The sequence below is a fragment of the Bordetella genomosp. 5 genome, assembly GCF_002261315.1.
Lineage (GTDB): Bacteria > Pseudomonadota > Gammaproteobacteria > Burkholderiales > Burkholderiaceae_B > Bordetella.
Genome location: NZ_NEVP01000001.1, coordinates 1 through 24,461, shown reverse-complemented (window position 1 = coordinate 24,461; position 24,461 = coordinate 1). Strand labels below are relative to the sequence as shown.

Sequence of the window (24,461 nt, the reverse complement as noted above, 5' to 3'; positions counted from 1 at the left end):
CCGGAATCGCACGGATGATCACGTGGCTCGATGCGCCCGCCGACTACGCGTCGGTGTGGCACGACATGCGCGCCTTCACGGCGGCGCGCCAGCCCGCCACGCCCGACGAGATCTGGCTCTGTGAGCACGCGCCGGTGTACACGCTGGGCCAGGCGGGCAGCCCCGCCCACCTGCTCAATCCGGGCTGCGTGCCGGTCGTGCATTGCGATCGCGGCGGTCAGGTCACGTATCACGGGCCGGGCCAGGTCGTGGCCTACACGCTGTTCGACCTGCGCCGCGCCGGCCTGTTCGTGCGCGAGTACGTCGCGCTACTCGAAGACGCCACCATCGCCACGCTCGCGCGGCACGGCATCGAGTCCTGTCGCAAGCCCGGCGCGCCGGGCGTGTACGTCGCGCAGGGCGGCGACGAGCTGGCCAAGATCGCCGCGCTGGGCATCAAGATCCGCAACGGCTGCGCCTATCACGGCGTGGCGCTCAACGTCGCCATGGACCTGACGCCCTTCGACGGCATCAATCCCTGTGGCTACGAAGGCCTGCGCACCGTCGATATGGCGGCGTGCGGTGTCGTGGCCGGTCCGCGTGACGTGGGCGAGGTGCTGGCCCGCGAGCTCGCGGCGGCACTGGCCCGCGCGATCGATGCCGCGCAGAGCCGCGCTGCCCAGCCCCCGGCGGGCCTGCCGCCCGCCACCTGTCGCGCCCCGTCGGCGCGGGCCGGATCCGGCCTCGCGACGGCGGGGGAGTAAAATGCCTTTTTTTCCCCAGACCGCCTGGCCGTTCGCCGCCCGGGCCTGAAGGTGCCTCATGTCCCAGATCGTCGAGTCTCCCGATCCCTCGAAGGAAGCGCAGGCCGCCGCCCCGGCCTACGACCCCACGCAGAAGCAGAAGTCGCAAGCCAAGACCGCGCGCATTCCGATCAAGATCGTTCCGGCCGAACGCCTGAAAAAGCCCGAGTGGATCCGCGTGCGCGCCGCCGCCCCGGGCTCGCGCTTCTACGACATCAAGCGCATCCTGCGCGAGCACAATCTGCACACGGTCTGTGAAGAGGCCTCGTGCCCCAACATCGGCGAATGCTTCGGCAAGGGCACGGCCACGTTCATGATCATGGGCGACAAGTGCACGCGCCGCTGCCCGTTCTGTGATGTGGGCCATGGCCGCCCCGACCCGCTCGACACCGAAGAGCCGCGCAACCTGGCGCGCACGATCGGCGCGCTCAAGCTCTCGTACGTGGTGATCACCTCGGTCGACCGCGACGATCTGCGCGATGGCGGCGCCGCTCACTTCGTCGATTGCATCACGCAGATCCGCGAGCTCTCGCCCAACACCCGCATCGAAGTGCTGGTGCCCGATTTCCGCGGCCGTCTGGATCGCGCGCTGGCCATTCTCAACGCCGGCCCGCCCGACGTGATGAACCACAACCTCGAAACCGTGCCGCGCCTGTACAAGCAGGCCCGTCCGGGTTCGGACTACATGCACTCGCTCAAGCTGCTGGCCGAGTTCAAGAAGCTGCATCCCGAGGTGCCGACCAAGTCGGGCCTGATGCTGGGCCTGGGCGAAACCGACGAAGAGATCCTGCAGGTCATGCGTGACATGCGCGAGCACAACGTCGACATGATCACCATCGGCCAGTACCTGCAGCCGTCCGAGCATCACCTGCCGGTGCTGCGCTACGTGCATCCCGACACCTTCGCGATGTTCGAACGCGAGGCCTACGCGATGGGCTTCTCGCATGCCGCCGTGGGCGCCATGGTGCGGTCTTCGTACCACGCCGACGAACAGGCCCACGCCGCCGGCGTGAACTGAGCCGGACGGCCCGCCCTGCGGGCCGCTGCCTCGGCGTGCCGCGATCGATCGCGGTAGCGCCGGGCTCAGTCGTAGCGGTAGCGCATGCGGGCCGAGAGCACGTGATTGGCGACGCCGCCCGCGCTGGCCTGCACGTCGTAATGCACGAACCACGACAGCCGTTCATCGAGCCCGCTGGCCGCGCCCACGCCGGCCCAGCCGCTGTGGCGTCGTAGTCCGATGCCCTGGACCCGGAACGTGGCGTCCGGCGCGCCCGTGAAGGCGGCCGTGAAATCGAGGCGTTCGGCGTTTGCATAGCGATAGGCCGCATAAGCCGAAAACACCGTATCGCGTCCGGCCCAGCTGCCGGGCTTCCATCTGAAACGCATGCCGCTCGCGGCCCCCGCCTGCGCGTGCGTCGCGGCGGCGGCCTTCAGTCCGAACGCATGGGCGCTTTCGTCGAGGCGCCCGCGTTGCAGGCGATCGTAGGAGACGCCGACGAAGGGCGTCAGGCGGTCGTCGTCATCTGCGAAGGTGTAGCCGAGCTCGGCGTAGGCGCTCGCCATCCGATCCTGGCGCGCGCTGGCCACGCGGCGCGCGTCGCCGGCCAGAATCTCGCGCCTGACGTCGGCGCGCAGCCAGTCGTAACCCACGCGGCCCGCGAGGTACGGGCCGGTGTCGTCGCCCTGGCGGCCGTATAGCGACACGCCCTGACCACGGCTGGTGGCGCCGCCGCCATGACGATCGAAGCGTGCGTTGGCGTCGGACCAGGTGAAGGCGCCGCCGAGCACGGTGCTCGGGCCGACGCGCTGATCTGCGCCCGCCTGTGCGGCGAACAGGCGCGTGTCCGCGCGGGCGAACCCCGATTGGGCCAGCGTGCCGGCGGCGCCGGTGAGGTTCAGCCAGGCACCCGGCGCGGCCATGGCCGACGCCAGACTGTCCAGACGGTGCGTCAGCGCGCGGTCGACGGTTTGCGACTGCTGAAAGGCGAGGGCCTGGGACGAGGCGAAGATCTGTCCGCTCACGCTGTCGAGCGTGTTGCCCAGTGCGGTGCGCGAAGCCACGGATTGCAGCTTGGCCGCGGCGGCGACGAAGGCGTCCGACGCGCTGCTCGCCGCGCCCTGGACCTTCGCGTCGGCCGCCCGGAAGGCCGTCTCGACGGCGTGTCCGGCGGACTGGCGGGTCGCGTCGGCGCCGAAGAAATCCTGTGCCGCGTGCGCGACGTTGCGCCGCTGGGTGTCGAGTTCCACCTGGGTGGCCGAGTAGCGGGCGCTGACGACGTACAGCAGGCCGTTCTCGGCCGTGACCCTGCTGAACGTGCCCTCGAGCCTGCCAGCCCGAAGGACGGTTTCGCGCGACCTGACCACGTATCTGCCCTCGGGCTTGAGGACCTGCAACGTGGAACCGGCCAGCGTGGCCGTTCTGCCGACCGTGATGATGCTGCCGAGCTGCACGGCGGTGGTCGACGTGTCCTGGGCCGTGTAGTCGCCCGTGATGTGCAGGCCGGTGCCGCGGGCCTCGGTGCGCCCGCCGTTGTTGACCGAGGCATTCACCACGCCGCCCTTGGCGAGCAGCGTGCCGGCGGCGCCGACGTTCACGTCGCTGGCAAGACTGCCGGAGAGCCCGAGCGTGCCGCCCAGCACGTTCGTGGCGCCCGCGTACGTGTTGCTGCCCGTGAGGATCAGGGTGCCGGTGCCGAGCTTGTCGAGGCCGGCATTGCCCGCGATGTCGTTGTAGAAGGTGGACTGCACGGCATCGAAGTTGGCCACGAAGTTGCCGCCGAGCGTGAGCCCGGTGTCGAACAGGGCCGGCCCGCGCACCGCGCGCTCGGGATTCACGCGTCCCCAGCCGTACAGCGCGCGATTGCCGAGGTCGTCAGCGGTGGACAGGATGGTCTGGCGCAGCGCGCTGTTGTCCATCCAGGGGTAGGCCTGCGAGACCAGGCCGGCCACGGCCGTGACGACCGGGGCCGCGAACGAGGTGCCGCGCAGGTTGTTGGGGGCCTGCGCGCCGAGGCACCAGTTGGCCGCGACGCCGCAGGCATTGGACCAGGGCGAGAGCGTGTTGTCGGCCTGCAGCTGCACGACGGCGAGCCAGCCGCGCTCGAGCGTAGGGTCGACGGCGGGCGCGCCGGCCATCAGATAAGGATTGTCCTGCGTTTCGTTGCCGGCGGCCCAGATCAGCAGCATGCCGTTGGTGAGGACGGCCGTGCGCAGCGGCGGAAACAGCGTGGTCACCATGAGCGAGTCGGGCCGCGTTTGATCGCCATCGGGCAGCAGGAAGGCAGGGTCGGACGGCAGTGACCAGGAGTTGTTCACGATCCTCACGTTGCGCGCGGCGAACGCGCCCAGCCGGTTGCTCAGCATGGCCTCGGTCACGATGGCGCCCGCGTTGGCCTGGTACAGGCTGAAGCCGTAGGCGAGCCCCTGTGGAAAGCCGTCGCCGATGTCCCGACCGCCGATCACCCGGCTGACGATCGCGCCGTGCGAGCCGAGCTCGGCGTCTTCGGGCGCGATGATCTCCTGCAAGGCGGCGGCCACGGCGGCGGGGTGGTCGAGGATACCGTCGCCGTTGAAGCCGCCGTCGAGGACGCCGATGCGCACGCCTTGGGCATTGAAGTTGGCCGCGGTCGGGGCGGGCGCCGCGAGGGGATCCCCCGCGTTGTTCGGCGCCTCCTCGGCCGGCGCGCTGGAGGTCGGAACGCTGGGGGTGGGCGCGGTGTTCGTGCTGGCGGCGCTGTCGGTGCCTCCTGCGCTGCCGGTGCCTCCTCCTCCGGTGCTTCCTCCTCCGGTGCCTCTTCCTCCGGTGCTTCCGGTTGCGCCTGCCGTGCCTCCCGTCGCGCCTCCGGTCGCGCCACCGGTCGTGCCTCCGCCGCCTGCGCCACCACCGCCGCTACCACCCCCGCCGCCGCCTCCTCCGCCTCCACCACCGCAGGCCGACAGGATCAGAACGATGAGAAACGCACTCGCCCGGCGAGCGCCGGCGCGGGAAAGAGCCTGGATAGGAGACATCGTGTGCTGGCTTCAGGAAAGCGCGGATCGCGCGGACGGAAGCCGTAGTGATGCACACGGTGAGGGGCAACACTCTCACAAAAACAAATGGCGACGACGCGGGGCAGGCCCTGGCCGGGCCCGCCGCGTGGATGTCAGGGCTGCACGCGCGAATTGCGGCTGGTCCAGCACACGTCGGGCAGGCCCTTTTCCTGATTGACGTACCGCGCCAGCACGAACATCAGGTCGGAGGCGCGATTAAGGTACTGGCGCAGCGGCGCGTTGACCGAAGCCTGGCGGGCCAGCGCAATGACGGCACGCTCGGCGCGGCGCGCGCTGGTGCGCGCCAGGTGGGCGAGGGCGGCGGCGCGGCTGCCGCCGGGCAGAATGAATTCGCGCAAGGGCGGCAGATTGGCGTTGTAGTGCGCCAGCCGCGCATCCAGGAACGCCACCTGCTCAGGAGCCACCGCGACATGGCCCGGAATGCATAGCTCGGCGCCCATGTCGAAGAGATCGTGCTGCATCGTCAGCAGGTCGGTCGCGACATCGGCGGGCAGTTCTTCGCAGAGCAGCAGCCCGAGCGTGCTGTTGAACTCGTCGACATCGCCCATGGCGATGACCCGCGCATCGTCTTTCGGCGTGCGCGTGCCGTCGCCCAGGCCGGTGGTGCCATCGTCTCCGGTACGGGTGGCAATGACGGACAAGCGGTTGGCCATGACGAATCCTTGCAGAATGAAATCCGGGCCGCTATTTTAGTGCGCCGGGCACCCGGGCGCCGGGCACCGGGCGCCGGGCGCCGGGCGGCGGGAGACGCGGTGCGGTACGGTATAAATATGGTCAGACTTGTTGCGTTTGCACAGGGTCGGAGCCGCTGCATAAACGCTATGCTGTGTAGGTGGGTGCGCCACGGCGCACCGCTGTTTTGGAGGTACAGATGGGCTTTTCCCGCAAACTCGGTTCGACGTTCGCCATGACCACGGCCATGGCCGTGGTGAGCCTGGCCACGCCCATGGCGTTCGCCCAGCAGGCCAGCGCCAGCGGCGAAGTCCGGCGCATCGACCCGGCTGCCGGCACGGTGACGATCAAGCATGATGCGATCGCCGCGCTCGACCTGCCCGCCATGACCCTGGTGTATCAGGCCGAGCCCAAGCTGCTCGCCGATATCAAGGCCGGCGACAAAGTGTCGTTTACCGCCACCCGCAAGGATGGGCGGTACATCGTCACGGCGATTTCCAAATAATCCTGGCGCACGGCGTTTGACGCACGCGGCGTGACGCACGACACGTCGGCCTGCGGCGCCTGACGCGCGACCCATCATGCACAAGGCCCGGCAATGCCGGGCCTTGTCGTTGGTGCCGCGGGCCCGCGCGGGGCCCGCTGATATCGCGGCGTTGCGTTACAGCACGTAGCGCGCGAGATCCTGGCTGCTGGCGGTTTCGGCCAGCTGGGCATCCACGTAGGCGCCGTCGATCTTCACGGCCTGACCGCTGCTGGCGGTGGCGTCGAAGGACAGCTCGTCGAGCAGCTTCTCCATCACCGTGTACAGACGGCGCGCGCCGATGTTCTCGGTGCGCTCGTTGACCGAGAAGGCCAGCTCCGCGAGCCGCTTGATGCCTTCGTCGGTGAAGTCGAGCGTCACGCCTTCGGTCTCGAGCAGGGCGGTGTACTGCTTGACCAGCGACGCGTCGGTCTCGGACAGGATGCGCACGAAATCGTCGGCCGACAACGAGTCGAGCTCGACGCGGATCGGGAAGCGGCCCTGCAGTTCGGGGATCAGATCCGACGGACGCGCCAGGTGGAACGCGCCCGACGCGATGAACAGGATGTGATCGGTCCGCACCATGCCGTAGCGCGTGTTCACCGTGGTGCCCTCGACCAGCGGCAGCAGGTCGCGCTGCACGCCCTGGCGCGAGACTTCGGCGCCGCCGGATTCCTGGCGCGCGGCGATCTTGTCGATCTCGTCGAGGAACACGATGCCATTCTGCTCGACGTTGGCGATCGCGGCCGTCTTGATGTCGTCTTCGTTGACGCGCTTGGCCGCTTCTTCCTCGGTGATGAGCTTGAGGGCTTCCTTGATCTTGATCTTCTTGGGCTTGGTCTTGTCGCGGGCCATGCCGGCGAACATGCCGCGCAGCTGCTCCGCCATCTCTTCCATGCCCGGCGGGGTCATCACGTCGAGCTGCGGCGCGGCCTGGGCGATCTCGATCTCGATCTCGGTGTCGTCGAGCAGGCCCTCGCGCAGGCGCTTGCGGAAGGTCTGGCGCGTGGTGCTGTCTTCGCCGCGCTCGGGCGTGCCCATGGCGTTGCGGGGCGGCGGCACGAGCACATCGAGAATGCGGTCTTCGGCGGCGTCTTCGGCATGCGAGCGCACGCGGCGCATCTCGATCTCACGCGTCTGCTTGATCGAGTATTCGGTCAGGTCGCGGATGATGGTGTCGACGTCGCGGCCCACATAACCCACCTCGGTGAACTTGGTGGCTTCGATTTTGATGAAGGGCGCGTTGGCCAGCTTGGCCAGACGGCGCGCGATCTCGGTCTTGCCCACGCCGGTGGGGCCGATCATCAGGATGTTTTTGGGATGGATCTCGTGGCGCAGCGGCTCGGCGACCTGCTGGCGGCGCCAGCGGTTGCGCAGCGCCACGGCAACCGCACGCTTGGCGCGGTTCTGGCCGATGATGTATTTGTCGAGTTCGGAGACGATCTCTCCGGGGGTCATGTTCGATGCGGACATGGCGGTCGGGTCCTTCCGGGCGCGGGGGCGTCAGCCGCCCAGCGTCTCGATCACGTGATTCTGGTTGGTATAGATGCACAGGTCGCCGGCAATCTCCAGCGACTGTTTGACGATGACTTCCGGCGCGAGTTCGGTGTTGCGCAGCAGCGCGAGCGCGGCCGATTGCGCATAGGCGCCGCCGGATCCGATGGCGGCCAGACCGTGTTCGGGCTCGAGTACGTCGCCGTTGCCGGTGAGCACCAGCGTGTGCTCGACGTCGGCCACGATGAGCATGGCTTCGAGACGGCGCAGCACGCGGTCGGTGCGCCAGTCGCGCGTGAGCTCGACGGCGGCACGCATCAGGTGGCCCTGGTGTTTTTCGAGCTTGGCCTCGAAGCGCTCCTGGAGCGTGAAGGCATCGGCGGTGGCACCGGCAAAACCGGCCAGCACTTTGTCGTGGTACAGGCGGCGGATCTTGCGCGCGGTGCCCTTGATGACGATGTTGCCCAGCGTGACCTGACCATCGCCGCCCAGCGCGACGTGATTGCCCCGGCGGACGCAGACGATGGTAGTGGCGTGAAATTGTTCCATGCGTTCCTTCCTTTGAAGGTCTTAGCTGGGGATGGTCGGCGCGATTTCAAGACAACTTGTCGGGTGCCATCGCCCTGGCGAGGCCCGCGGCGATCCGCGGCCTGCGCGGGCGCTTCCCAAAAGACAAAGGGCCATGCTGGAGAACCAGCATAGCCCTGTGTGGCGTAAAAAACTGTGACGATCGGAGGATCAGTCGCCGTACAGCTTCTGGCGCATCTCGCGGCGTTCCTGGGCTTCGAGCGACAGGGTGGCCGTGGGGCGCGCGAGCAGACGCGGCACGCCGATCGGCTCGCCGGTTTCTTCGCACCAGCCGTATTCGCCGCTGTCGATGCGGGCGATGGCCTGCTGCACCTTCTTGAGCAGCTTGCGCTCGCGATCGCGGGTGCGCAGCTCGAGCGCGTGCTCTTCTTCGATCGTGGCGCGGTCGGCCGGATCGGGTACGAACTGCGTTTCGCGCAGGTGCTCGGTGGTCTCGCCGGCGTTGGCCAGGATGTCCTGTTCGAGTTGTTTGAGCCGCTCTTTGAAGAACGCCAGCTGGCGGTCGTTCATGTAGTCGGCTTCGGACATGGCCAGCAAATCCTGTTCGCTGGGCAGATCAGTCGTCGCCTCGTTCGTCGACTTGCTTGCTTTTTTGGTTGCTGCCTTCGTAGCCATGAAAACACTCCACTATGAATCGATCCAGATCCCGCCTTCCGGCGCATTCCGGCTGGCCGTATAACCTTGATGTACGTGCGCCAGGGATCCTCGCAGTACGGTTCTACTGGGTTGCTTTATTGTGCGGCGGGCTTGTTTCAGCCCACCAGGCACTGCTCAAGACCGCGGGTGAAAATCTCCTGCGGCAGTTTGCGGCCAATGAAGACCATTTTCGTCGAGGGCTTCTCCGAAGAGGTCCAGGGCTTGCCGGGCTCGGCGCCCATCATCATGTGCACACCCTGGAACAACATGCGGCGGTTGATGCCCTTCATGTACAGGATGCCCTTGTAGCGCATCAGGTCGGGGCCATACACCTGCACCACGCCGCCCAGGAATTCTTCGAGGCGAGCCGGATCGAACGGCTTGTTCGAGCGGAACACGAACGCGCCGATGTCGTCGTTGTGCTTGTGATGATGGTGATGATGGCCATGATCGCAGTGTGCGCCGCAGTCGTGGTCATGGTCGTGACCATGATCGTGGCCATGGCCATGATCGTGGTCGTGATCGTGTTTGGCGTCGGGGTGCTCGTCGGCCAGGAACTCCGGATCGATGTCGAGGATGGAGTTCAGGTTGAAACCGCTGATGTCGATGATCGACTTCAGGTCGGCTTCGCCGAAGTGCACCGGGGTGATCGGCGCGCGCGGGTTGATCTGCACCAGGCGGGCGCGCAGCGCTTCGTAGTCGACATCGTTGACCAGGTCTTTCTTGGAGACCAGGATGCGGTCGGCGAAACCGACCTGCTTCTGGGCCTCTTCCTGGGCGTCGAGGGTGGCCATGCCGTGCTTGGCATCGACCACGGTGATGACGGCGTCGAGACGGTAGTACTCGGCGATCTCGTCATCCATGAAGAACGTCTGGCACACCGGGCCGGGGTTGGCCATGCCGGTGGTCTCGATGATCACGCGCTCGAAGGTCAGCTCGCCGGCTTCGCGCTTGGTGCGCAGATCGGCCAGCGTGCGCATCAGGTCGCCCCGCACCGTGCAGCAGATGCAGCCGTTGGACAGCTCGATGATTTCTTCGTTGCTGTCCTGCACCAGCAGGTCGTTGTCGATGCTTTCCGGCCCGAATTCGTTTTCGATGACGGCCAGGCGCTTGCCGTGGTATTCGGTCAGGATGCGCTTGAGCAGGGTGGTCTTGCCTGCACCGAGGAAGCCGGTGAGGATGGTGACGGGAACCATTTTGTCCAAACTGCGCGGGGTGTTCATGGCGGTGCTAGAGGCTAGGTTCGGGCCGCGCATGGCCAGATCGTGGGGCGGGCCGGCGGGCGCCGCGGGTGTCTGAGAGCGGATCTCGGAGACTTGCGGGCCGGCGGGCTTGCCGTCACTTTGCTGTGTCCTTCGCAGGACGCGGCAGCGCGGCTCGATATTGGGGCTGCAAGGGGTCGCATACGCGACCGGACGCAGGATTACAGCACAGTCGGCAGTCACGGGCAAACCCGTGGCAACCCTGGGCCGGGATGGGTGCAGATGATGCCCCGTAAGCAGCCAGGTATCGGTTGATCCGGTCAAATGGGGGCAAATCTGGCCAATTCAAGAGCCAGAGGCAGCACGTTTCGTGCCTGGGCGCGCGCGGGGCGCCTCAGTGGTGGTGATGGGCGTGTGCCGCGCCGGCCTTGGCCGGGTCTTTCTGGCACTGCGGGCACAGCGCGCGGATCTCGGTTTCGTGCGTGGCCAGCGCGAAGCCGGTCTGGGCCACGCGCTCGGCCAGCTGGCGGCTCATGGCGGGGTCGCTGACCTCGGCCACGGCGCCACAGCCCGTGCAGACCACCAGCAGGTCGTGCGGCGCGCCGGCCGCGTCATGACAGGCGGTCCAGGCATTGACGGCGTCGAGCCGGTGGATCAGGCCTTCTTCCATCAGGAAGTCCAGGGCGCGATACACGGTGGGGGGCGCCGCGCCGGGATGCACGGCGCGCATCGCCTCCAGCAGCTCATAGGCCTTCAGGCTGCGGCCTTCGCGCAGGAGCAACTCCAGCACTTTGCGGCGGATCGGGGTGAGCCGCCGTCCGCGCTCGGCGCACAGCGTGTCGGCCAGGCGCAGTTGCTCGCTGACGTGATCGGCGCGGGAGGTACGGGAAGTGGCGGACATGGCGTTCTGTGGTGAACCGGGCCGCGATTGAAAAGAGAGCGCAAGGGCGGACCGGAATGACGCGAAGGTAGCAGAAAACGCAGGGCTTCGCGCCAAAGACCCGTTTGGCAAGTCGTATTGTTATGATATAACATAATATTTGGTGCGCCGGTCCACCGGCACGGCGCGCACTTTTTGCGCGGCGCCCCGGCGCCGCGTTTTTCCTTGTTCCCGCGTGGCCCTTGCTGGCAGCGCCCATCTGTCCGCTGCGCCGGTCCGCCATGTCGTCTTCTCCCCCTCCCGTCCGTCCTGCCTTTTCCCTGCTGCGCCAACCGGCCTGGCGGCGCCTGCTCGGTGCCGCCGTCGCGGTGGCGCTGATCTGGCTGCTGATCGCCTGGGCGATGGGCCCGGGGGCGGCATGACGACGGCGGATGCGTTGCTCACGCTGGACCGCGCCGATTTCGGCTGGGCCGGCGAGGCCGTGGTGCGCGGCGTCAGTGGCGGCTTCACGCGCGGCTCGATGACGGCCGTGCTCGGCCCGAACGGCGTGGGCAAGTCCACGCTGATGAAGGGCCTGGCCGGCGCGCTCGCGCCGCTCTCGGGGTCGCTCGACCGGCCCGCGGCGCGTGCCGTGGCGCAGGCCTGGCTGCCGCAGCGCGCCGAACTGGATCTCGGCTTTCCGATCGACGTTCATGAGCTGGTCGCGATGGGCGCGTGGTGCCGCACGGGCGCCTGGCGCGGCATGGACGCGACCGAGCGGCGGCGCGTGGCCGAGGCGTTGCAGCGCACCGGCATCGAGAGCCTGGCGGGCCGCCGCCTCGATACACTGTCGGGCGGGCAGCTGCAGCGCGCCCTGTTCGCGCGCCTGCTGGTGCAGGATGCACAGTTGCTGCTGCTCGACGAGCCGTTCGCCGCAGTCGACCGCGAGACCGTGCATTCGCTCTGCGGGCTGCTGCGCGAGCTGCATGTCGAGGGGCGCACGGTGATCGCCGTGCTGCACGACCGTGCGGTGGCCCGGCGCTATTTCGATCAGACGCTGCTGCTCGGGCGCGAGGACGGGGTGGGGCGGGTGCAGGCCTGGGCGCCGACCGTCGTGGCCCTCGACGCGGAGGCGCCATGACGCTGTGGGCATCCGTCGTGCACGCGCTGGCCGATCCCTTCGTGCAGTTCGGCTTCATGCGCCGCGCCCTGGCCGGCGCGCTGGCCCTGGCGGCGGGCGCCGCGCCGGTGGGCGTGTTTCTGGTGCTGCGCCGCATGAGCCTGATGGGCGATGCGATGTCGCACGCGATCCTGCCGGGCGTCGCGGCGGGCTATCTGCTCGCCGGCCTGTCGGTGAGCGCGATGATGGCGGGCGGCATCCTCACCGGTCTTGCGGTGGCGCTGCTCTCGGGGCTGGTCACCCGGCTCACGCCGCTGCGTGAAGACGCCAGCTTCGCCGCCTTCTATCTCATTTCGCTGGCACTGGGCGTGATCCTGGTGTCGCTGCGCGGGTCCAGTACCGACCTGATGCACGTGCTGTTCGGCACGGTGCTGGGCATGAACGACGACGCGCTCTATATGGCGGCCGGCGTGGCGTCGGTCACGTTGCTGGCCCTGGCGCTGGTCTATCGCCCGCTCGTCTACGAATGCTTCGACCCCGGCTTCCTGCGCATGCAGGGCCGTGCCGGCGCCTGGGCGCACGGCGTGTTTCTGACCTTGGTGGTGCTCAATCTCGTCGGCGGCTTTCAGGTGCTGGGCACGCTGATGGTGGTGGGGCTGATGATGCTGCCCGCCGCGAGCGCGCGGTTCTGGGCCCGCAGCGTGGGCGGCCAGATCGCGCTGGCCACGGCGCTGGCGATGGCCTCGTGCGTCGTCGGTCTGTTGCTGTCGTTTCACTTCGATCTACCGGCCTCGCCCGCCATCATCCTGGCCGCCGGGGTCATCTATCTGGGCTCGGTGGCCATCGGGCCGCTGGGTGGCATATGGCTGGGGCTGCGTCATCGCCGCCGCGGCACGCGAATCACGGGAGAGATGCAATGAACAAGAACGCACGCCGCGCAACGGGCGCGGCCTGGGCATGGGCAGGACGACGCGGTGCCGCGCTGGCGCTCGCCGCGGGCGCCGCGTTGTGGGGGGCGGGCGCCGCCGCCCAGACCGTGCCGGTGGTCGCCAGTTTTTCGATCCTGGGCGACATGGTGCGCGAAGTGGGCGGCGACAACGTGTCGGTGACCACGCTCGTCGGGCCCGATGGCGATGCGCACACCTATGAGCCGACGCCGGGCAATGCGCGCGAACTGGCGCGGGCCCGGCTGCTGGTGGTCAATGGCATCGACTTCGAAACCTGGCTGCCGCGCCTGACGCAGGCGGCGGGCTTCAAGGGCCAGACCGTGGTGGCCGCCGAGGGCGTGAAGGTGCGCCGCTTCCAGGGGGGCGACGAGCACGACGGCGATCATGATCATGACGACCACGACCACGACCACGACCACGACCACGACCACGACCACGACCACGATCACGACCACGATCACAAGCACGACCAAGATCACAAGCACGACCACGATCATGGTGCCAAGGCCGGCGCGGACAAGCACGCGCACAAGCATGACGATGCGCACAAGCACGGCGCGCATCATCACGTGCTGGACCCGCATGCCTGGCAGGATCTGCGCAATGCGGTGATCTACGTGCGCAACATCGAGCGCGGCCTGGCGGCCGTGGATCCTGCCCATGCGCAGGCCTACCGTCAGCGTGCCGACGCCTACGTCGCCCGTATCGAAGCCCTCGACGCCAAGACGCGCGCAACACTCGGCGCCATCGATCCGGCGCGCCGCAAGATTGTTTCTTCGCACGACGCGTTCGGCTATTTTGGCGACGCTTATGGCGTGACCTTCATCCCGGTCGAAGGCCTGTCGACGCAGTCCGAACCCTCGGCCGCCGACGTCGCGCGCATCATCGCCCAAGTGCGCAAGGAACAGGTGCCCGCGCTGTTTGTCGAAAACATCTCCAGCCCGCGCCTGGTCGAGCAGATCGCGCGCGAAACGGGCGCCAAGGTGGGTGGTACGCTCTATTCCGATGCGTTGTCCCAGCCGGGGCAGCCGGGCGCTACCTATCTCGGGATGTTTGAATGGAACGTGGATCAACTCGCCGCGGCGTTGCGGCGCTGAGCGCTGCCGGGGCGGCGGCCGTCCTCATGATGACCGCCGCGCCGGCGCAGGCGCATCCGCACATGTGGATCGACGCCCGCGCCACCGTGGTGTTCGATGCGCAGGGCCGGCTGGCGGCCGTGCGCGAACACTGGCAGTTCGATGAAATGTTCGGCACCTACGCCACGCAGGGGCTCAAGAAGCAGGCCGATGGCAGCTTCTCGCCCGAGATCCTGCGTGGCATGGCCGACGACTGGATGAAGGCACTGGGCGAACCAATCTCGCACTACTTCACGCGCGTGACGGTGCGCGAGGCCATGCAGACCTACGGCCCGCCGCGCGATGCGCGGGTCACGTGGGAGAAGGGCCGTCTGGCGTTGTCGTTCGAGCTGCCGCTCGCGACGCCGGCCAAGGTCGGCCCCGACGGGGTGCAGATCGACATCTACGATCCGACCTACTTCGTGGCCTACGCCTTCGACGCGCCCGGCGCCATCACGATGGCGCAGGCGCCGGCCGGCTGCAAACAGCGCTACCAGAAGCCGCGCGAACTCGACTGGCAGACCATGCAGCAACTGGCGGCGATCCCCGCCGACCCGGAGGCCTTGCCCGATGAGCTCTACGCCATCACCAAGGGCCTCACCCATCGTATCGAGGTGACATGCTCGTAAGGCAGGATTCCCGCGCGCGTCTCTGGCGCGCGGTGTTGTGGCTGTGCGGATCGGTACTGGCGCTGGGCCTGGCGCAGGCTGCGTGGGCCCAGTCCCATCCTTTCGGCGTTCCCGAGTCCGGCGGCGCCGGCCCGGGCTGGATGTCCGGTGTATTCGGCCAGATCGCGGCGTGGCAATCCCACTTCTATCGGCAGCTGACCGGCGCGGTGCGCGCCTGGCAGGCCGACGGCACGGCAGCCTGGCTGCTGCTCGGCCTGTCCTTCGCCTATGGGGTCTTTCATGCGCTCGGGCCCGGGCACGGCAAGGCCGTGATCGCGGCCTATGTGGTGGCGAACCGGCAAACGGCACGCAATGGCGCGATTCTCGCCCTGGTGTCGGCGTTGTTGCAGGCACTGGTCGCCATCGTCATGGTGGCGGTGCTGGGCTGGGTGCTGAGCGTGACCGCCGCCGGCATGAACCGCGCCACCGCCTGGCTCGAGATGGTCTCGTATGGCCTCATCGTGGCGCTGGGACTGTGGCTGGTGTGGCGCAAGGCGGTGCGCCCGTTGTTGCCGGCGCGCGCCGCGAGCCATGCGCATGGCGCTCATGGCGGTGATGTCCATCACGCCGGTCATGATCATGAGCATGCGCACGCACATGAGCATGGGCACCGGCACGGACACGCGGACCAGCCGATGCCTGTGCAGCCGCATGGTCACGCGCATGCACATGCGCACGAGCACGCCCACTCCCATCACGACGATTGTGGTTGCGGTCACGCGCATGTGGCGCCCGCCGACGCCGTTTCCGGCAAGCTGGATCTGCGCCGTGCGACGGCGGCGATCGCGGCGGTGGGCCTGCGCCCGTGCAGCGGCGCGCTGATCGTGCTGGTGTTCGCGCTGGCGCAAGGCTTTTTTATCGCCGGTGTGGCGGCCGCCCTGGCCATGGGCGTTGGCACCGGCCTGACCGTGGCCGTGCTCACGATGCTGGCGGCCTGGGCCCGCGCGGGCGCGGTGCGGTTGGGTGCCCGGCTCTCGTCGCCGGCCGCCGCACGGCTGCGTTATTTGATCGACGCACTGGCCGCCGTCTTCGTGCTGGCCCTCGGCATCCTGCTGCTGGGCGGACAGCTTGCGCTGAATTGAGCGCCGCCCGCACGCGGTTCTGAGTGTTTGCCGGCCATGCGCGATCGCGCGCGAGGCCTTGAAAAGCGGTGCCGGGAGCGATCCCGCGCCGCTTTTTTGCTGCGCATGGCTTGCGTTGGAAAAAGAATGTTATATCATTCCGGCCTTGTTGAAACTATATAACATCCAGGGAGCAGGGCGATGCGAGGCCACAAGCCGGGCAAATCGAGAGGAATGGGGCAGGCGCGCAGCGTGAAGCGCGTGCCGGGTGCGACGGCATTGGCGGGCGGCGCGCTGCGCCGGCCGCACGTGCCGATGCTGGCCATGGCGCTGTGGGCGGCCGCGCCGCTGGCCCAGGCCCAGGCCCAGGCCCAGGCACAGGCACAGGCACAGGCACAGGCACCTGTGCGCGAGCTCGCGCCGGTGACGGTCTCGGCCGATCCGCTCGGCGGCGAGGCCGACCGCGCCACCCGTCCCGTGACCGTGCTCCAGGGCGACGATCTGCTGCTGCGCCGAGGCGCCACGCTGGGCGAGACGCTGGCCAACGAGCCCGGCGTGCATGCCGATACGTTCGGCGCCGGCGCGTCGCGACCCGTGATCCGGGGCCAGACCTCGCCGCGCGTGAAGGTCTTGAGCGATGGCTCCGAGCTGATGGACGCCTCGACCATTTCGCCCGACCACGCGGTCACCACCGAGCCGCTCCTGGCCGAACGCATCGAAGTGCTGCGTGGCCCGGCCGCGCTCTTGTATGGCGGCGGCGCGATCGGCGGCGTGGTCAACGTGATCGACCGCAAGATTCCCACGGCCGTGCCCGATCGCGGCGTCGAGGCCGAGCTCGAACTGCGCGGCTCGACCGGCACGCGTGAACGCGCGGGTGCCGTGGGCATCACCGCCGGCGCGGGCGAATTCGCCGTCCGCGTCGAGGGCCTGAAGCGCCGTTCCGACGACTACCGCGTGCCGAACTGGAGCAGCAACAAGCTCGAAGGCTCGTATGCGGAATCGGCACAGGGCTCGGTGGGCATGTCGTGGATCACGCCGCGCGGCTACGTGGGCGTTTCGTTCACGCACCTGGAGAGCGAGTACGGCCTGCCCGGGCACAACCACGAATACGAAGGTTGCCATCCGCACGGCACGCATCTGCATTGCGGCGGTCACGACGATCACGACCACGACGAAGACGGACACGATCACGACCATGACCACGATCATGGCGCCGTGCCGTACGTGAAGCTGCGCAGCGACCGCGTCGACCTGCGCGCCGAGTATCGGGATCCGTTCGCCGGATTCGAACTGATCCGCCTGCGTGGCGGCCTGACCGACTATCGCCACGACGAGATCGAAGGCGGCGAGGTGGGCACCACCTTCAAGAACCGGGCGCACGACATGCGGCTCGAGCTCACGCACAAGCCGCTGTTCGGCTGGCGCGGGGTCTTCGGCGCGCAACACGCCTACAGCGATTTCCGCGCCGATGGCGAAGAAGCCTTTCTGCCGCGCAGCAAGACCAATACGCTGGGTCTGTTCCTGCTCGAGGAATACCGCCTGGGAGAAAGCTGGCGCTTCGAACTCGGTGCGCGCCAGGATTGGCAGCGCATCCGCCCGACCGGCGACGCGTCCCGCAACAGCCAGAGCGGCACCTCGTATTCCGCCGCCGCCGTGTGGGACTTCGCGCCGCAGTACTCGGCCACGCTGTCGTTCTCGCGTTCGCAGCGTCTGCCCAACGCGCAGGAGCTGTATGCCGATGGCGTGCACCTGGCAACCAACACCTACGAAATCGGTGATGCCGGCCTGGGCCGCGAAACCTCGCGCAATATCGACTTCACGTTGCGCAAGCATTCGGGCGACCTGACCGCGCGCGCCAGCGTGTTCCACAACCGCGTCAGCAACTACATCTACGCCAACACGCTGGATCAGTTCGAAGATTTCCGTCTGATCCAGTACACCCAGCGCGATGCGACGTTCGCGGGTATCGAAGGCGAACTGCGCTATCAGTTCACGCCGGTGTACTCGGCCGGTGTGTTCGGCGATTACGTGCGCGGCAAGCTGACGGGCGGCGACGGCGACCTGCCGCGCATCCCGGCCGCGCGTCTGGGCGTGCGGGCCGATGCGCGCTGGCAGCGTTGGGGCGCGGGCGTGGAGTACGCGCACGTGTTCCGCCAGAACGATATCGCGGCCTATGAGAGCGAGACGCCGGGCTACGACCTGGTGAACGCCACGCTGAGCTATCGCGGTGCGATGGGCCCGACCAGCTACGAGGTGTACCTGCGCGGCAACAACCTGCTCAACAAGCTGGCGTACAACCACGCGTCGTTCATCTCGCGCGTGGCGCCCCTGCCGGGCCGCACGGTGATGCTCGGGGTGCGTCTGACGTATTGATGGAAGGAAGGCGGCGAGGCCTGGCCGGCCGCGCCTAGCCGGCCGCGCCTAGCCGGCCGCGCCTAGCCGGCCGCGCCTAGCCGGCCGCGCCTGGCCGGCCGCGCCTCGCCAGCCGCGCCTGGCCGGCTGCACGTCGACGGGCGACCCGCCGGGGAAAGCTTCAGCGTTTGCGCGTGGCGCGCGGATGCGCCTGGTCGTAGGCGCGCGCCAGGTGCTGGAAGTCGAGCCGGGTGTAGACCTGGGTCGTGGAGATGTTGGCGTGGCCCAGCATCTCCTGCACCGCGCGCAGATCCTGTGCGGACTGCAGCACGTGGCTGGCGAAGCTGTGGCGCAGCACATGCGGATGCACGTGCGAGGGCAGGCCGGCGGCGAGCGCCTGCGCGGCCAGCTGCGCCTGCACCACGCGCGGCGAGATGCGTGCGCCGCGTGCGCCGACGAATAGCGCGGCGGCATCCGCTTCGGTGGGGTCGCGTGCGAGCTGATCGCGCACGGCCAGCCATTGCGCGAGCGCGGTGCGGGCCGAGGCGCCCACGGGCACGCTGCGGCGTTTGCCGCCTTTGCCCAGCACGATCACTTCGCCTTCGGCCAGATCGAGCCAGCCGCGCGACTCATGCTGCGCCGATTTGCGGTATTCGAAATCCAGGCCCACCAGCTCCCACAGCCGCAGCCCGCTCGAATAAAACAGTTCGAATATCGCGTGGTCGCGCTTGCCGGCGGGATCGGTGGCCAGGCGCGCGGGGGCGTGGTCGAGCAGCGCCTGGGCGTGTTCGACGGACAGGGCCTTGGGCAGGGCGCGGGGCGCCTTGGGCGCGCGCACGCCCGAGACCGGATTGCCGGCCAGACCCGCCGTTGGTGCCCACCACTGATAGAAGCCGCGCCAGGCGGCCAGCGTGCGTGCCAGGCTGCGCGGCCCCAGGCCCTGGGCATGCAGGCGCGCGACGAACTGGCGGATGTGGCCGTTGGCCACGCCTTCGGGCGTCACGCGTGCCGCGGCGAGCAGCTGCACCAGACGGCGCAGCTCGTGCCGGTAACCCGACAGCGTGTGGTCGGAATAACGGCGCTGGGTCTGCAGATGCGTCAGCCAGGCCTGCATCGGCGCGGTGAGCGCGATCGTGTCGTCGGCGGGCGCGGTCATGGGGGCGCCTGTGACGGGGCTCAGGCGCGCGGGGTGCGCGCGAGCCGCTGGGCGGCCGCCGAAGCCAGCCGGCCGATGGTTTCGAGAAAGGCCGTGCCCATCTCCGGCGTGAACCGGGCCGGATCGTCGGAGCCCAGCACCAGCAGACCGAAGGCGTCGGCATCGGGCGTGGCGCGCAGCGCCACCAGGGCCAGCGAGCGCGGTTTGCCGTCGAGCCACGAGGCCGCCTCGAACTCGGTGTCGTTGCCGCAATACGGCGTCTTGAGACTGTCGGCGAAGGCGCGCACGTCTTCGGAGACCGGCGCGCCGTAGCCGTCGGCCGGGATCGCGGTGAGGTTCCAGAGACGCAGGGCGGCGTGGTCGAGGTCGAACTGCTCGGCCAGGCCGAGGGCGATCTCGCCCGGCACGTGCGCGGCCTGGTCTTCGGCGAGCAGCCGCGCGCACCACGAGGTGATGCGCGCGCTGATGGATTCGTTGTCGCCGGCGTTGCCGATGAGTTCGTTCAGGCGCCATTCGAGCGTGCGCGTGCGTTCGCGCAGCGTCAGGATCTGGCGTTCGGCCAGCGAGATCGCGCGGTTGCCGTGCGGGCTCGGGATCTGCAGCGTGGAGAACACCTCGGCGTGCGCTTCGAAGAAGCCGGGGTTCTGTTGCAGGAAGTCGGCGATCTCTTGGGCGGAGTAGGCGGGAGCGGTAGTGGACATGACTCGGGGATTAGCGGACGCGACGGCGCGCCGTCAGCGGCTCAGGGCCATGGAGAAGACCAGCGCATCGATGTCGACCTGGCCGTTGAAGACCGACGTGGCCGGCCCGGTGAGGCGCAGGTGCTGGCCGTCGAAGTTGATGGTCAGCACGCCGCCGTGCGTCTGCACGCGCACGGGCGAATCCAGCAGGCCGCGGCGCACGCCGGCGGCGACCGCCGCGCAGGCGCCGGTGCCACAGGCCAGGGTTTCGCCTGCGCCGCGCTCGTAGACGCGCAGCCGGATGTTGTGCGGGTCGATGATCTGCATGAAGCCGACGTTGACCCGGCGGGCAAAGCGCGGATGCGATTCGAGCATCGGGCCGATCACCTCGACCGGGGCCGTCTCGGTGTCTTCGACGATCTGGACCACATGCGGATTGGAAATCGCGATGGCCGAGAGCTCGACACTGCGCGGCAGGGCGGCCTGCGCCCAGCCCGGCGCCGCGTCGAGCGGGAATTCGTAGAGCGTGTCGTGGGCCTGCTGGCGCGACGCCAGACCGGCGGTGTCGAACGGCAGCGCTTCGGGCTCGAAGCGGGTGGTGCCCATGTCGACCGTGACCTGCTGATCGCTGGACTCGTCGAGCACCAGGATGGCGCCGCCCATGATCTCGGCGCGCAGCGGATTTTTGTCGGACAGACCCTGCTCGTGCACGAAGCGCACGAAGCAGCGCGCGCCGTTGCCGCAATGCTCGACTTCGCTGCCGTCGTTATTGAAGATGCGGTAGCGGAAGTCGGCGTCGGGGCGGGTCGAGCGCTCGACCAGCAGGATTTGGTCGGCGCCCACGCCGAAATGACGATCGCCGAGCGCGCGTGCGCGTTCGGGCGTCATGTCGATGGTTTGACGCACGCCGTCGAGCACGACGAAGTCGTTGCCGGCGCCGTGCATTTTGGTGAAGTTCCAGATCATCGGACGATTATCGCCCATTCCGACCGGCAAAAGCAGCGCTCAGTAGAACTTCGCCTCGCCCAGCGGCCGGGTCTTGAAACGGCGGTGCACCCAATAGTATTGGCTGGGGCAGCGGCGCACCCAGCCCTCGATCTCGCGGTTCAGCCGCGCGGTCGCGTCTTCGAGCGAGTCATCGCCGGGGAAATCGGCGAGCTCGGGCAGGACCTCGACGTGATACTTGCCGGTGGCCGGATCCCAGAAGTCCAGGATGGGCAGCACCGCGGCGTTCCATTTGCGCGCGAGCTGCGCGGTGGCGACCAGCGTGGCGGCCTGGACGCCGAAGAAGGGCACGAAGACCGAGCCGTTGCGGCCGAAATCCATGTCGGGCAGGTAATACACCGGCCGCGCTTCGCGGAAATGGCGAATCAGGTCGCGGATGCCGTCCTTGCGGGACACCAGAAACACCTCGTTGAAGCGGGCGCGGCCGGCGCGCACGATCGCGTCCACGTCGGGGTCGCTTTGCGGCGTGTACATGGTGGCGCCGCTGGGCACCTCCATGGTCAGGCGCGTGGCGGCGGCGTCGAGCCCGATGAAGTGGGGCGCCAGCAGGATCACCGGGCGGCCCGAGGCCGCCAGCGTGTTGATGCGATCGGCGCCGGTCTGCGTGACCATCTCCCGAATCGACTCGGGGCTGCCGTACCAGAGCACGCCGCGGTCGACGATGGACTGGCCGAGCGCGCGGAAGTGCTCGCGCACCCATTGCTCGCGCTGCTCGGGGGTGACATCGGGAAAGCAGAGATCGAGATTCTTGCGCACGATGCGAACGCGCGACTTGCCCAGCCGCAGCGCGAGCCAGCCCACGAACGCGCCGGCGCGCTGGCGGCTGGCCGGGCGCAGGCGCGCGAACCAGGTGAACAGCCCGGTGAGGGCGCGGGTCTTGAAGGTGCTCATTGCGTGGCGGTGGCCGGGGCGTCGGCCGGGGCCGGCGGCGCGCCGCGCGGCGTCTTGTAGCGGTTGTAGCCCCACAGATATTGCTGGGGGAAGCGGCGGATCAGCGTTTCCATGGACTGATTGAACAGCGCGGCCTGGGCGGCCGGATCCGCGGGCAGCGGCTCGGGCACGCGCACGTAGTGGATGCGCCAGCCGCGCCCGCCCGGCAGGCGCTCGCCGGCCGTGAGAATGACGGCCACGCCGGTCTGGCTCGCGAGCTTGCCCGGCAGCGTCATGGTGTACGCCATGCGGCCGAAGAACGGCGCCCAGACGCCGTCGCCCACGCCCGGCGCCTGGTCGGGCAGCATGCCGACCGACTCGCCGCGGCGCAGCGCGCGCACGAACTCGCGCACCCCTTGCATGGTGGCCGGGACGGCGTTGACGGCCGAGCTGTTGCGCGCGGTTTCGAGGAGCGGCGCCAGGATCTGCTTGCGCGGCGGGCGGAACATCACCGTCATGGGCATCTGGCGCGACAGATAACGCGCCGTGATCTCGAAGCAGCCCAGGTGCGGCGTGAGAAACAGAATGCCGCGGCCTTCGGCGCGCGCCTGGCTCACCACATCGTTGTCGTCCGAAATAACCTTGGCGAGGCTGTCTTCGTTGCGGAACCAGACCTTGGGCATTTCGACGATCATGGCGCCGATCTCGCCGGCGGCGCGGCGCGCGAAGGCGGGCGAGTCGTAGCCGGCCTGCGCGGCGTTGGCGCGCAGGCGCTGGCGGTATTTGCCGGGCCAGGCGTAGGCGAGACGGCCCAGCACGCGGCCTCCCGCGTGCAGCACGGGCAGCGGCAGGGCGGCGATCAGGCGGAACAGGGCAATCAGCATGAGGAAAATACGGCGATAACGGACGGACGGCGCGCGCGCGGGCGCCACGTCGCGGCGCCAGAATGAAGAACAGGGCCGGAACTCCCGCTGTCCTCTGAGCATAAACCCTGCATTTTCGCCTAAAATCGGCAGGTCGCCGAGTTAACCGACAACTTGCGGGGCGACGACATGGCTTGTGCCATGCCAAATCCGCTAAAGCGTCGCGCCCAGATGACCTCCCGCCAGGGAACCCGATCCGGGGCGCAACGCGCCTCGTTCAACCTGTGCACCGGCTTGGCCGGCTCTGAAGGACGCATCTGTGGCCAACAACGATTTTCTCTTCACTTCCGAATCCGTCTCCGAAGGTCACCCCGACAAGGTCGCTGACCAGATCTCCGACGCGATTCTGGACGCCATCTTCACCCAGGACCCCAACGCGCGTGTCGCCGCCGAAACGCTGTGCAACACCGGTCTCGTCGTCCTGGCCGGTGAAATCACCACGACCGCCAACGTCGACTACATCCAGGTCGCCCGCGACACGATCCGCCGCATCGGTTACGACAACACCGACTATGGCATCGACTACAAGGGTTGCGCGGTGCTGGTCGCCTACGACAAGCAATCGCCCGACATCGCCCAGGGCGTGGATCGCACCTCCGAGGACTACCTGAACCAGGGCGCTGGCGACCAGGGCCTGATGTTCGGCTACGCCTGCGACGAAACCCCCGACCTGATGCCCGCGCCGATCTGGTATTCGCACCGCCTGGTGCAGCGCCAGAGCGAGCTGCGCAAGGACGGCCGTCTGCCGTGGCTGCGCCCGGACGCCAAGTCGCAGGTCACGTTCCGCTATGTCGACGGCCGCCCGGTCGAAGTCGACACGGTCGTGCTCTCGACCCAGCACGCGCCCGAAATCACCCAGGAAGCCATCCGCGAAGCGGTGATCGAAGACATCATCAAGCCTTGCTTCCCCGAAGGCCTGATCACGCCGCAGACCAAGTTCCTGGTCAACCCGACCGGCCGCTTCGTCATCGGCGGCCCGCAAGGCGATTGCGGCCTGACCGGCCGCAAGATCATCGTCGACACCTACGGCGGCGCATGCCCCCACGGTGGCGGCGCCTTCTCGGGCAAGGATCCGTCCAAGGTCGACCGCTCGGCCGCCTACGCCGCCCGTTACGTGGCCAAGAACATCGTGGCCGCCGGCCTGGCGCGCCAGTGCCAGGTGCAGGTCAGCTACGCCATCGGCGTGGCCGAACCGATCAACATCACGGTCTACACCGAAGGCACGGGCGTCATCCCCGACGACCAGATCGCCAAGCTGGTGCGCGAGCACTTCGACCTGCGTCCGAAGGGCATCGTGAACATGCTGGATCTGCTGCGCCCGATCTACAGCAAGACCGCCGCCTACGGCCACTTCGGCCGCTCGGAACCCGAGTTCACCTGGGAAGCCACCGACAAGGTGCAAGCCCTGAAGAAATCGGCCTGATTTCCGATTGGCGGAAAGCCCCGCGGCTCACGATGAGTCGCGGGGCTTTTTTCGTTCTGATCGAGCGCGCGTAGCTGCTGCGTGGGGGCCTGCCCTCCCACCGCCGGGCCGCCCCAAGGTGGGAGCGCCCCCTCGGGGGGCAGCAAGCGAGCGCAGCGAGTGCGGCGTGGGGGCCTGCCCTCCCACCGCCGGGCCGCCCCAAGGTGGGAGCGTGTATGGACCGGGGACATGGGTGACAGGTGTGCGGGGACATGGGTAACAGGTTGACCAGGTTACTTCGCGGTCCTTAAATCGATCTGCCCGAGGCAGTGATGGCAGAAGAAGATATCGAACGT

Annotated in this window: 23 protein-coding genes; 11 read left to right on the top strand and 12 right to left on the bottom strand. The window is 68.4% G+C overall.

Annotated features, from left to right (window positions below; genetic code table 11):
- The first annotated feature begins 14 nt into the window (after positions 1-14).
- A complete protein-coding gene (lipB, locus tag CAL25_RS00115; protein ID WP_094797930.1) occupies positions 15-743 on the top strand; it encodes a lipoyl(octanoyl) transferase LipB in 729 nt (242 codons plus the stop codon).
- A gap of 58 nt (positions 744-801) precedes the next feature.
- Positions 802-1,800 carry a lipoyl synthase gene (lipA, locus tag CAL25_RS00110; protein WP_094797929.1) on the top strand — a complete coding sequence of 333 codons (999 nt, stop codon included), beginning with the start codon at positions 802-804 and terminating at the stop codon, positions 1,798-1,800.
- Between the two features lie 65 nt (positions 1,801-1,865).
- Here lipA and CAL25_RS00105 read toward each other — a convergent pair whose 3' ends face one another.
- Positions 1,866-4,382: an autotransporter domain-containing protein gene (locus CAL25_RS00105; RefSeq protein WP_249278899.1), complete on the bottom strand. Its 2,517-nt coding sequence runs from the start codon at positions 4,380-4,382 to the stop codon at positions 1,866-1,868.
- Positions 4,383-4,924: 542 nt separating this feature from the next.
- Positions 4,925-5,485, bottom strand: a complete 561-nt coding sequence (locus tag CAL25_RS00100; protein ID WP_094797927.1) for a cob(I)yrinic acid a,c-diamide adenosyltransferase — start codon at positions 5,483-5,485, stop codon at positions 4,925-4,927.
- Between the two features lie 218 nt (positions 5,486-5,703).
- On the opposite strand from CAL25_RS00100, the gene CAL25_RS00095 reads away from it, so the two are divergent.
- Positions 5,704-6,009, top strand: a complete 306-nt coding sequence (locus CAL25_RS00095; protein WP_094797926.1) for a copper-binding protein — start codon at positions 5,704-5,706, stop codon at positions 6,007-6,009.
- A gap of 156 nt (positions 6,010-6,165) precedes the next feature.
- Here CAL25_RS00095 and hslU read toward each other — a convergent pair whose 3' ends face one another.
- The 5 genes from hslU to CAL25_RS00070 form a co-directional block, all read right to left on the bottom strand.
- Complete coding sequence (hslU, locus tag CAL25_RS00090; RefSeq protein ID WP_094797925.1) at positions 6,166-7,500, bottom strand: ATP-dependent protease ATPase subunit HslU; 1,335 nt, start codon at positions 7,498-7,500, stop codon at positions 6,166-6,168.
- A gap of 30 nt (positions 7,501-7,530) precedes the next feature.
- Positions 7,531-8,070: an ATP-dependent protease subunit HslV gene (gene hslV, locus CAL25_RS00085; protein WP_094797924.1), complete on the bottom strand. Its 540-nt coding sequence runs from the start codon at positions 8,068-8,070 to the stop codon at positions 7,531-7,533.
- A 189-nt stretch (positions 8,071-8,259) separates the two neighbouring features.
- Positions 8,260-8,724, bottom strand: a complete 465-nt coding sequence (dksA, locus tag CAL25_RS00080; RefSeq protein WP_094797923.1) for an RNA polymerase-binding protein DksA — start codon at positions 8,722-8,724, stop codon at positions 8,260-8,262.
- Between the two features lie 137 nt (positions 8,725-8,861).
- Positions 8,862-9,968: a CobW family GTP-binding protein gene (locus CAL25_RS00075; RefSeq protein ID WP_094797922.1), complete on the bottom strand. Its 1,107-nt coding sequence runs from the start codon at positions 9,966-9,968 to the stop codon at positions 8,862-8,864.
- Positions 9,969-10,341: 373 nt separating this feature from the next.
- Positions 10,342-10,848 carry a Fur family transcriptional regulator gene (locus CAL25_RS00070; protein ID WP_094797921.1) on the bottom strand — a complete coding sequence of 169 codons (507 nt, stop codon included), beginning with the start codon at positions 10,846-10,848 and terminating at the stop codon, positions 10,342-10,344.
- Between the two features lie 260 nt (positions 10,849-11,108).
- Here CAL25_RS00070 and CAL25_RS24150 point away from each other — a divergent pair, with 260 nt between their 5' ends.
- From CAL25_RS24150 to CAL25_RS00035, 7 genes are all read left to right on the top strand, one after another.
- Entirely contained in the window at positions 11,109-11,249 is a 141-nt protein-coding gene (locus CAL25_RS24150; protein WP_170948352.1) for a hypothetical protein, read from the top strand.
- Positions 11,246-11,947: a metal ABC transporter ATP-binding protein gene (locus tag CAL25_RS00060; protein WP_094797919.1), complete on the top strand. Its 702-nt coding sequence runs from the start codon at positions 11,246-11,248 to the stop codon at positions 11,945-11,947. The genes CAL25_RS24150 and CAL25_RS00060 overlap by 4 nt, the downstream gene beginning before the upstream one ends.
- Positions 11,944-12,846 carry a metal ABC transporter permease gene (locus tag CAL25_RS00055; protein ID WP_094797918.1) on the top strand — a complete coding sequence of 301 codons (903 nt, stop codon included), beginning with the start codon at positions 11,944-11,946 and terminating at the stop codon, positions 12,844-12,846. The genes CAL25_RS00060 and CAL25_RS00055 overlap by 4 nt, the downstream gene beginning before the upstream one ends.
- The gene (locus tag CAL25_RS00050; protein ID WP_094797917.1) at positions 12,843-13,970 is read left to right on the top strand and encodes a metal ABC transporter substrate-binding protein; all 1,128 of its coding nucleotides are present in this window, start codon (positions 12,843-12,845) and stop codon (positions 13,968-13,970) included. The genes CAL25_RS00055 and CAL25_RS00050 overlap by 4 nt, the downstream gene beginning before the upstream one ends.
- Positions 13,971-14,032: 62 nt before the next feature.
- Positions 14,033-14,617, top strand: a complete 585-nt coding sequence (locus CAL25_RS00045; RefSeq protein ID WP_249278939.1) for a DUF1007 family protein — start codon at positions 14,033-14,035, stop codon at positions 14,615-14,617.
- A complete protein-coding gene (locus CAL25_RS00040) occupies positions 14,608-15,738 on the top strand; it encodes a nickel/cobalt transporter (RefSeq protein ID WP_094797915.1) in 1,131 nt (376 codons plus the stop codon). The genes CAL25_RS00045 and CAL25_RS00040 overlap by 10 nt, the downstream gene beginning before the upstream one ends.
- A 294-nt stretch (positions 15,739-16,032) precedes the next feature.
- The gene (locus CAL25_RS00035; RefSeq protein ID WP_249278938.1) at positions 16,033-18,090 is read left to right on the top strand and encodes a TonB-dependent receptor domain-containing protein; all 2,058 of its coding nucleotides are present in this window, start codon (positions 16,033-16,035) and stop codon (positions 18,088-18,090) included.
- 160 nt (positions 18,091-18,250) lie between these two features.
- On the opposite strand, the gene xerC is transcribed toward CAL25_RS00035, so the two are convergent.
- The 5 genes from xerC to CAL25_RS00010 are packed head-to-tail and all read right to left on the bottom strand — an operon-like array spanning position 18,251 to position 22,766.
- Entirely contained in the window at positions 18,251-19,225 is a 975-nt protein-coding gene (gene xerC / locus CAL25_RS00030; RefSeq protein ID WP_094797913.1) for a tyrosine recombinase XerC, read from the bottom strand.
- A gap of 20 nt (positions 19,226-19,245) precedes the next feature.
- On the bottom strand, positions 19,246-19,926 hold the full coding sequence (locus CAL25_RS00025) for a DUF484 family protein (RefSeq protein ID WP_094797912.1): 681 nt from the start codon (positions 19,924-19,926) through the stop codon (positions 19,246-19,248).
- Positions 19,927-19,959: 33 nt separating this feature from the next.
- Positions 19,960-20,889, bottom strand: coding sequence for a diaminopimelate epimerase (gene dapF / locus CAL25_RS00020; protein ID WP_094797911.1), 930 nt, complete (start codon positions 20,887-20,889; stop codon positions 19,960-19,962).
- Between the two features lie 21 nt (positions 20,890-20,910).
- A complete protein-coding gene (locus CAL25_RS00015; protein ID WP_094797910.1) occupies positions 20,911-21,801 on the bottom strand; it encodes a lysophospholipid acyltransferase family protein in 891 nt (296 codons plus the stop codon).
- Positions 21,798-22,766: a lysophospholipid acyltransferase family protein gene (locus CAL25_RS00010; RefSeq protein ID WP_094797909.1), complete on the bottom strand. Its 969-nt coding sequence runs from the start codon at positions 22,764-22,766 to the stop codon at positions 21,798-21,800. Before CAL25_RS00010 ends, CAL25_RS00015 begins: the two co-directional genes overlap by 4 nt.
- Positions 22,767-22,962: 196 nt before the next feature.
- On the opposite strand from CAL25_RS00010, the gene metK reads away from it, so the two are divergent.
- Positions 22,963-24,126: a methionine adenosyltransferase gene (metK, locus tag CAL25_RS00005; protein ID WP_094797908.1), complete on the top strand. Its 1,164-nt coding sequence runs from the start codon at positions 22,963-22,965 to the stop codon at positions 24,124-24,126.
- Positions 24,127-24,461 lie beyond the last annotated feature (335 nt).

Coding starts and splice junctions, on each gene's coding strand:
- CAL25_RS00070 (WP_094797921.1), bottom strand. CDS start 10,848: ATGTCCGCCACTTCCCGTACCTCCCGCGCCGATCACGTCAGCGAGCAA.
- CAL25_RS00050 (WP_094797917.1), top strand. CDS start 12,843: ATGAACAAGAACGCACGCCGCGCAACGGGCGCGGCCTGGGCATGGGCA.
- CAL25_RS00015 (WP_094797910.1), bottom strand. CDS start 21,801: ATGAGCACCTTCAAGACCCGCGCCCTCACCGGGCTGTTCACCTGGTTC.
- CAL25_RS00045 (WP_249278939.1), top strand. CDS start 14,033: ATGTGGATCGACGCCCGCGCCACCGTGGTGTTCGATGCGCAGGGCCGG.
- xerC (WP_094797913.1), bottom strand. CDS start 19,225: ATGACCGCGCCCGCCGACGACACGATCGCGCTCACCGCGCCGATGCAG.
- CAL25_RS00095 (WP_094797926.1), top strand. CDS start 5,704: ATGGGCTTTTCCCGCAAACTCGGTTCGACGTTCGCCATGACCACGGCC.
- hslU (WP_094797925.1), bottom strand. CDS start 7,500: ATGTCCGCATCGAACATGACCCCCGGAGAGATCGTCTCCGAACTCGAC.
- CAL25_RS00055 (WP_094797918.1), top strand. CDS start 11,944: ATGACGCTGTGGGCATCCGTCGTGCACGCGCTGGCCGATCCCTTCGTG.
- CAL25_RS00025 (WP_094797912.1), bottom strand. CDS start 19,926: ATGTCCACTACCGCTCCCGCCTACTCCGCCCAAGAGATCGCCGACTTC.
- dksA (WP_094797923.1), bottom strand. CDS start 8,724: ATGGCTACGAAGGCAGCAACCAAAAAAGCAAGCAAGTCGACGAACGAG.
- CAL25_RS00035 (WP_249278938.1), top strand. CDS start 16,033: ATGCTGGCCATGGCGCTGTGGGCGGCCGCGCCGCTGGCCCAGGCCCAG.
- CAL25_RS00010 (WP_094797909.1), bottom strand. CDS start 22,766: ATGCTCAGAGGACAGCGGGAGTTCCGGCCCTGTTCTTCATTCTGGCGC.
- CAL25_RS00075 (WP_094797922.1), bottom strand. CDS start 9,968: ATGAACACCCCGCGCAGTTTGGACAAAATGGTTCCCGTCACCATCCTC.
- CAL25_RS00100 (WP_094797927.1), bottom strand. CDS start 5,485: ATGGCCAACCGCTTGTCCGTCATTGCCACCCGTACCGGAGACGATGGC.
- lipA (WP_094797929.1), top strand. CDS start 802: ATGTCCCAGATCGTCGAGTCTCCCGATCCCTCGAAGGAAGCGCAGGCC.
- hslV (WP_094797924.1), bottom strand. CDS start 8,070: ATGGAACAATTTCACGCCACTACCATCGTCTGCGTCCGCCGGGGCAAT.
- CAL25_RS00060 (WP_094797919.1), top strand. CDS start 11,246: ATGACGACGGCGGATGCGTTGCTCACGCTGGACCGCGCCGATTTCGGC.
- lipB (WP_094797930.1), top strand. CDS start 15: ATGATCACGTGGCTCGATGCGCCCGCCGACTACGCGTCGGTGTGGCAC.
- dapF (WP_094797911.1), bottom strand. CDS start 20,889: ATGGGCGATAATCGTCCGATGATCTGGAACTTCACCAAAATGCACGGC.
- CAL25_RS00040 (WP_094797915.1), top strand. CDS start 14,608: ATGCTCGTAAGGCAGGATTCCCGCGCGCGTCTCTGGCGCGCGGTGTTG.
- CAL25_RS24150 (WP_170948352.1), top strand. CDS start 11,109: ATGTCGTCTTCTCCCCCTCCCGTCCGTCCTGCCTTTTCCCTGCTGCGC.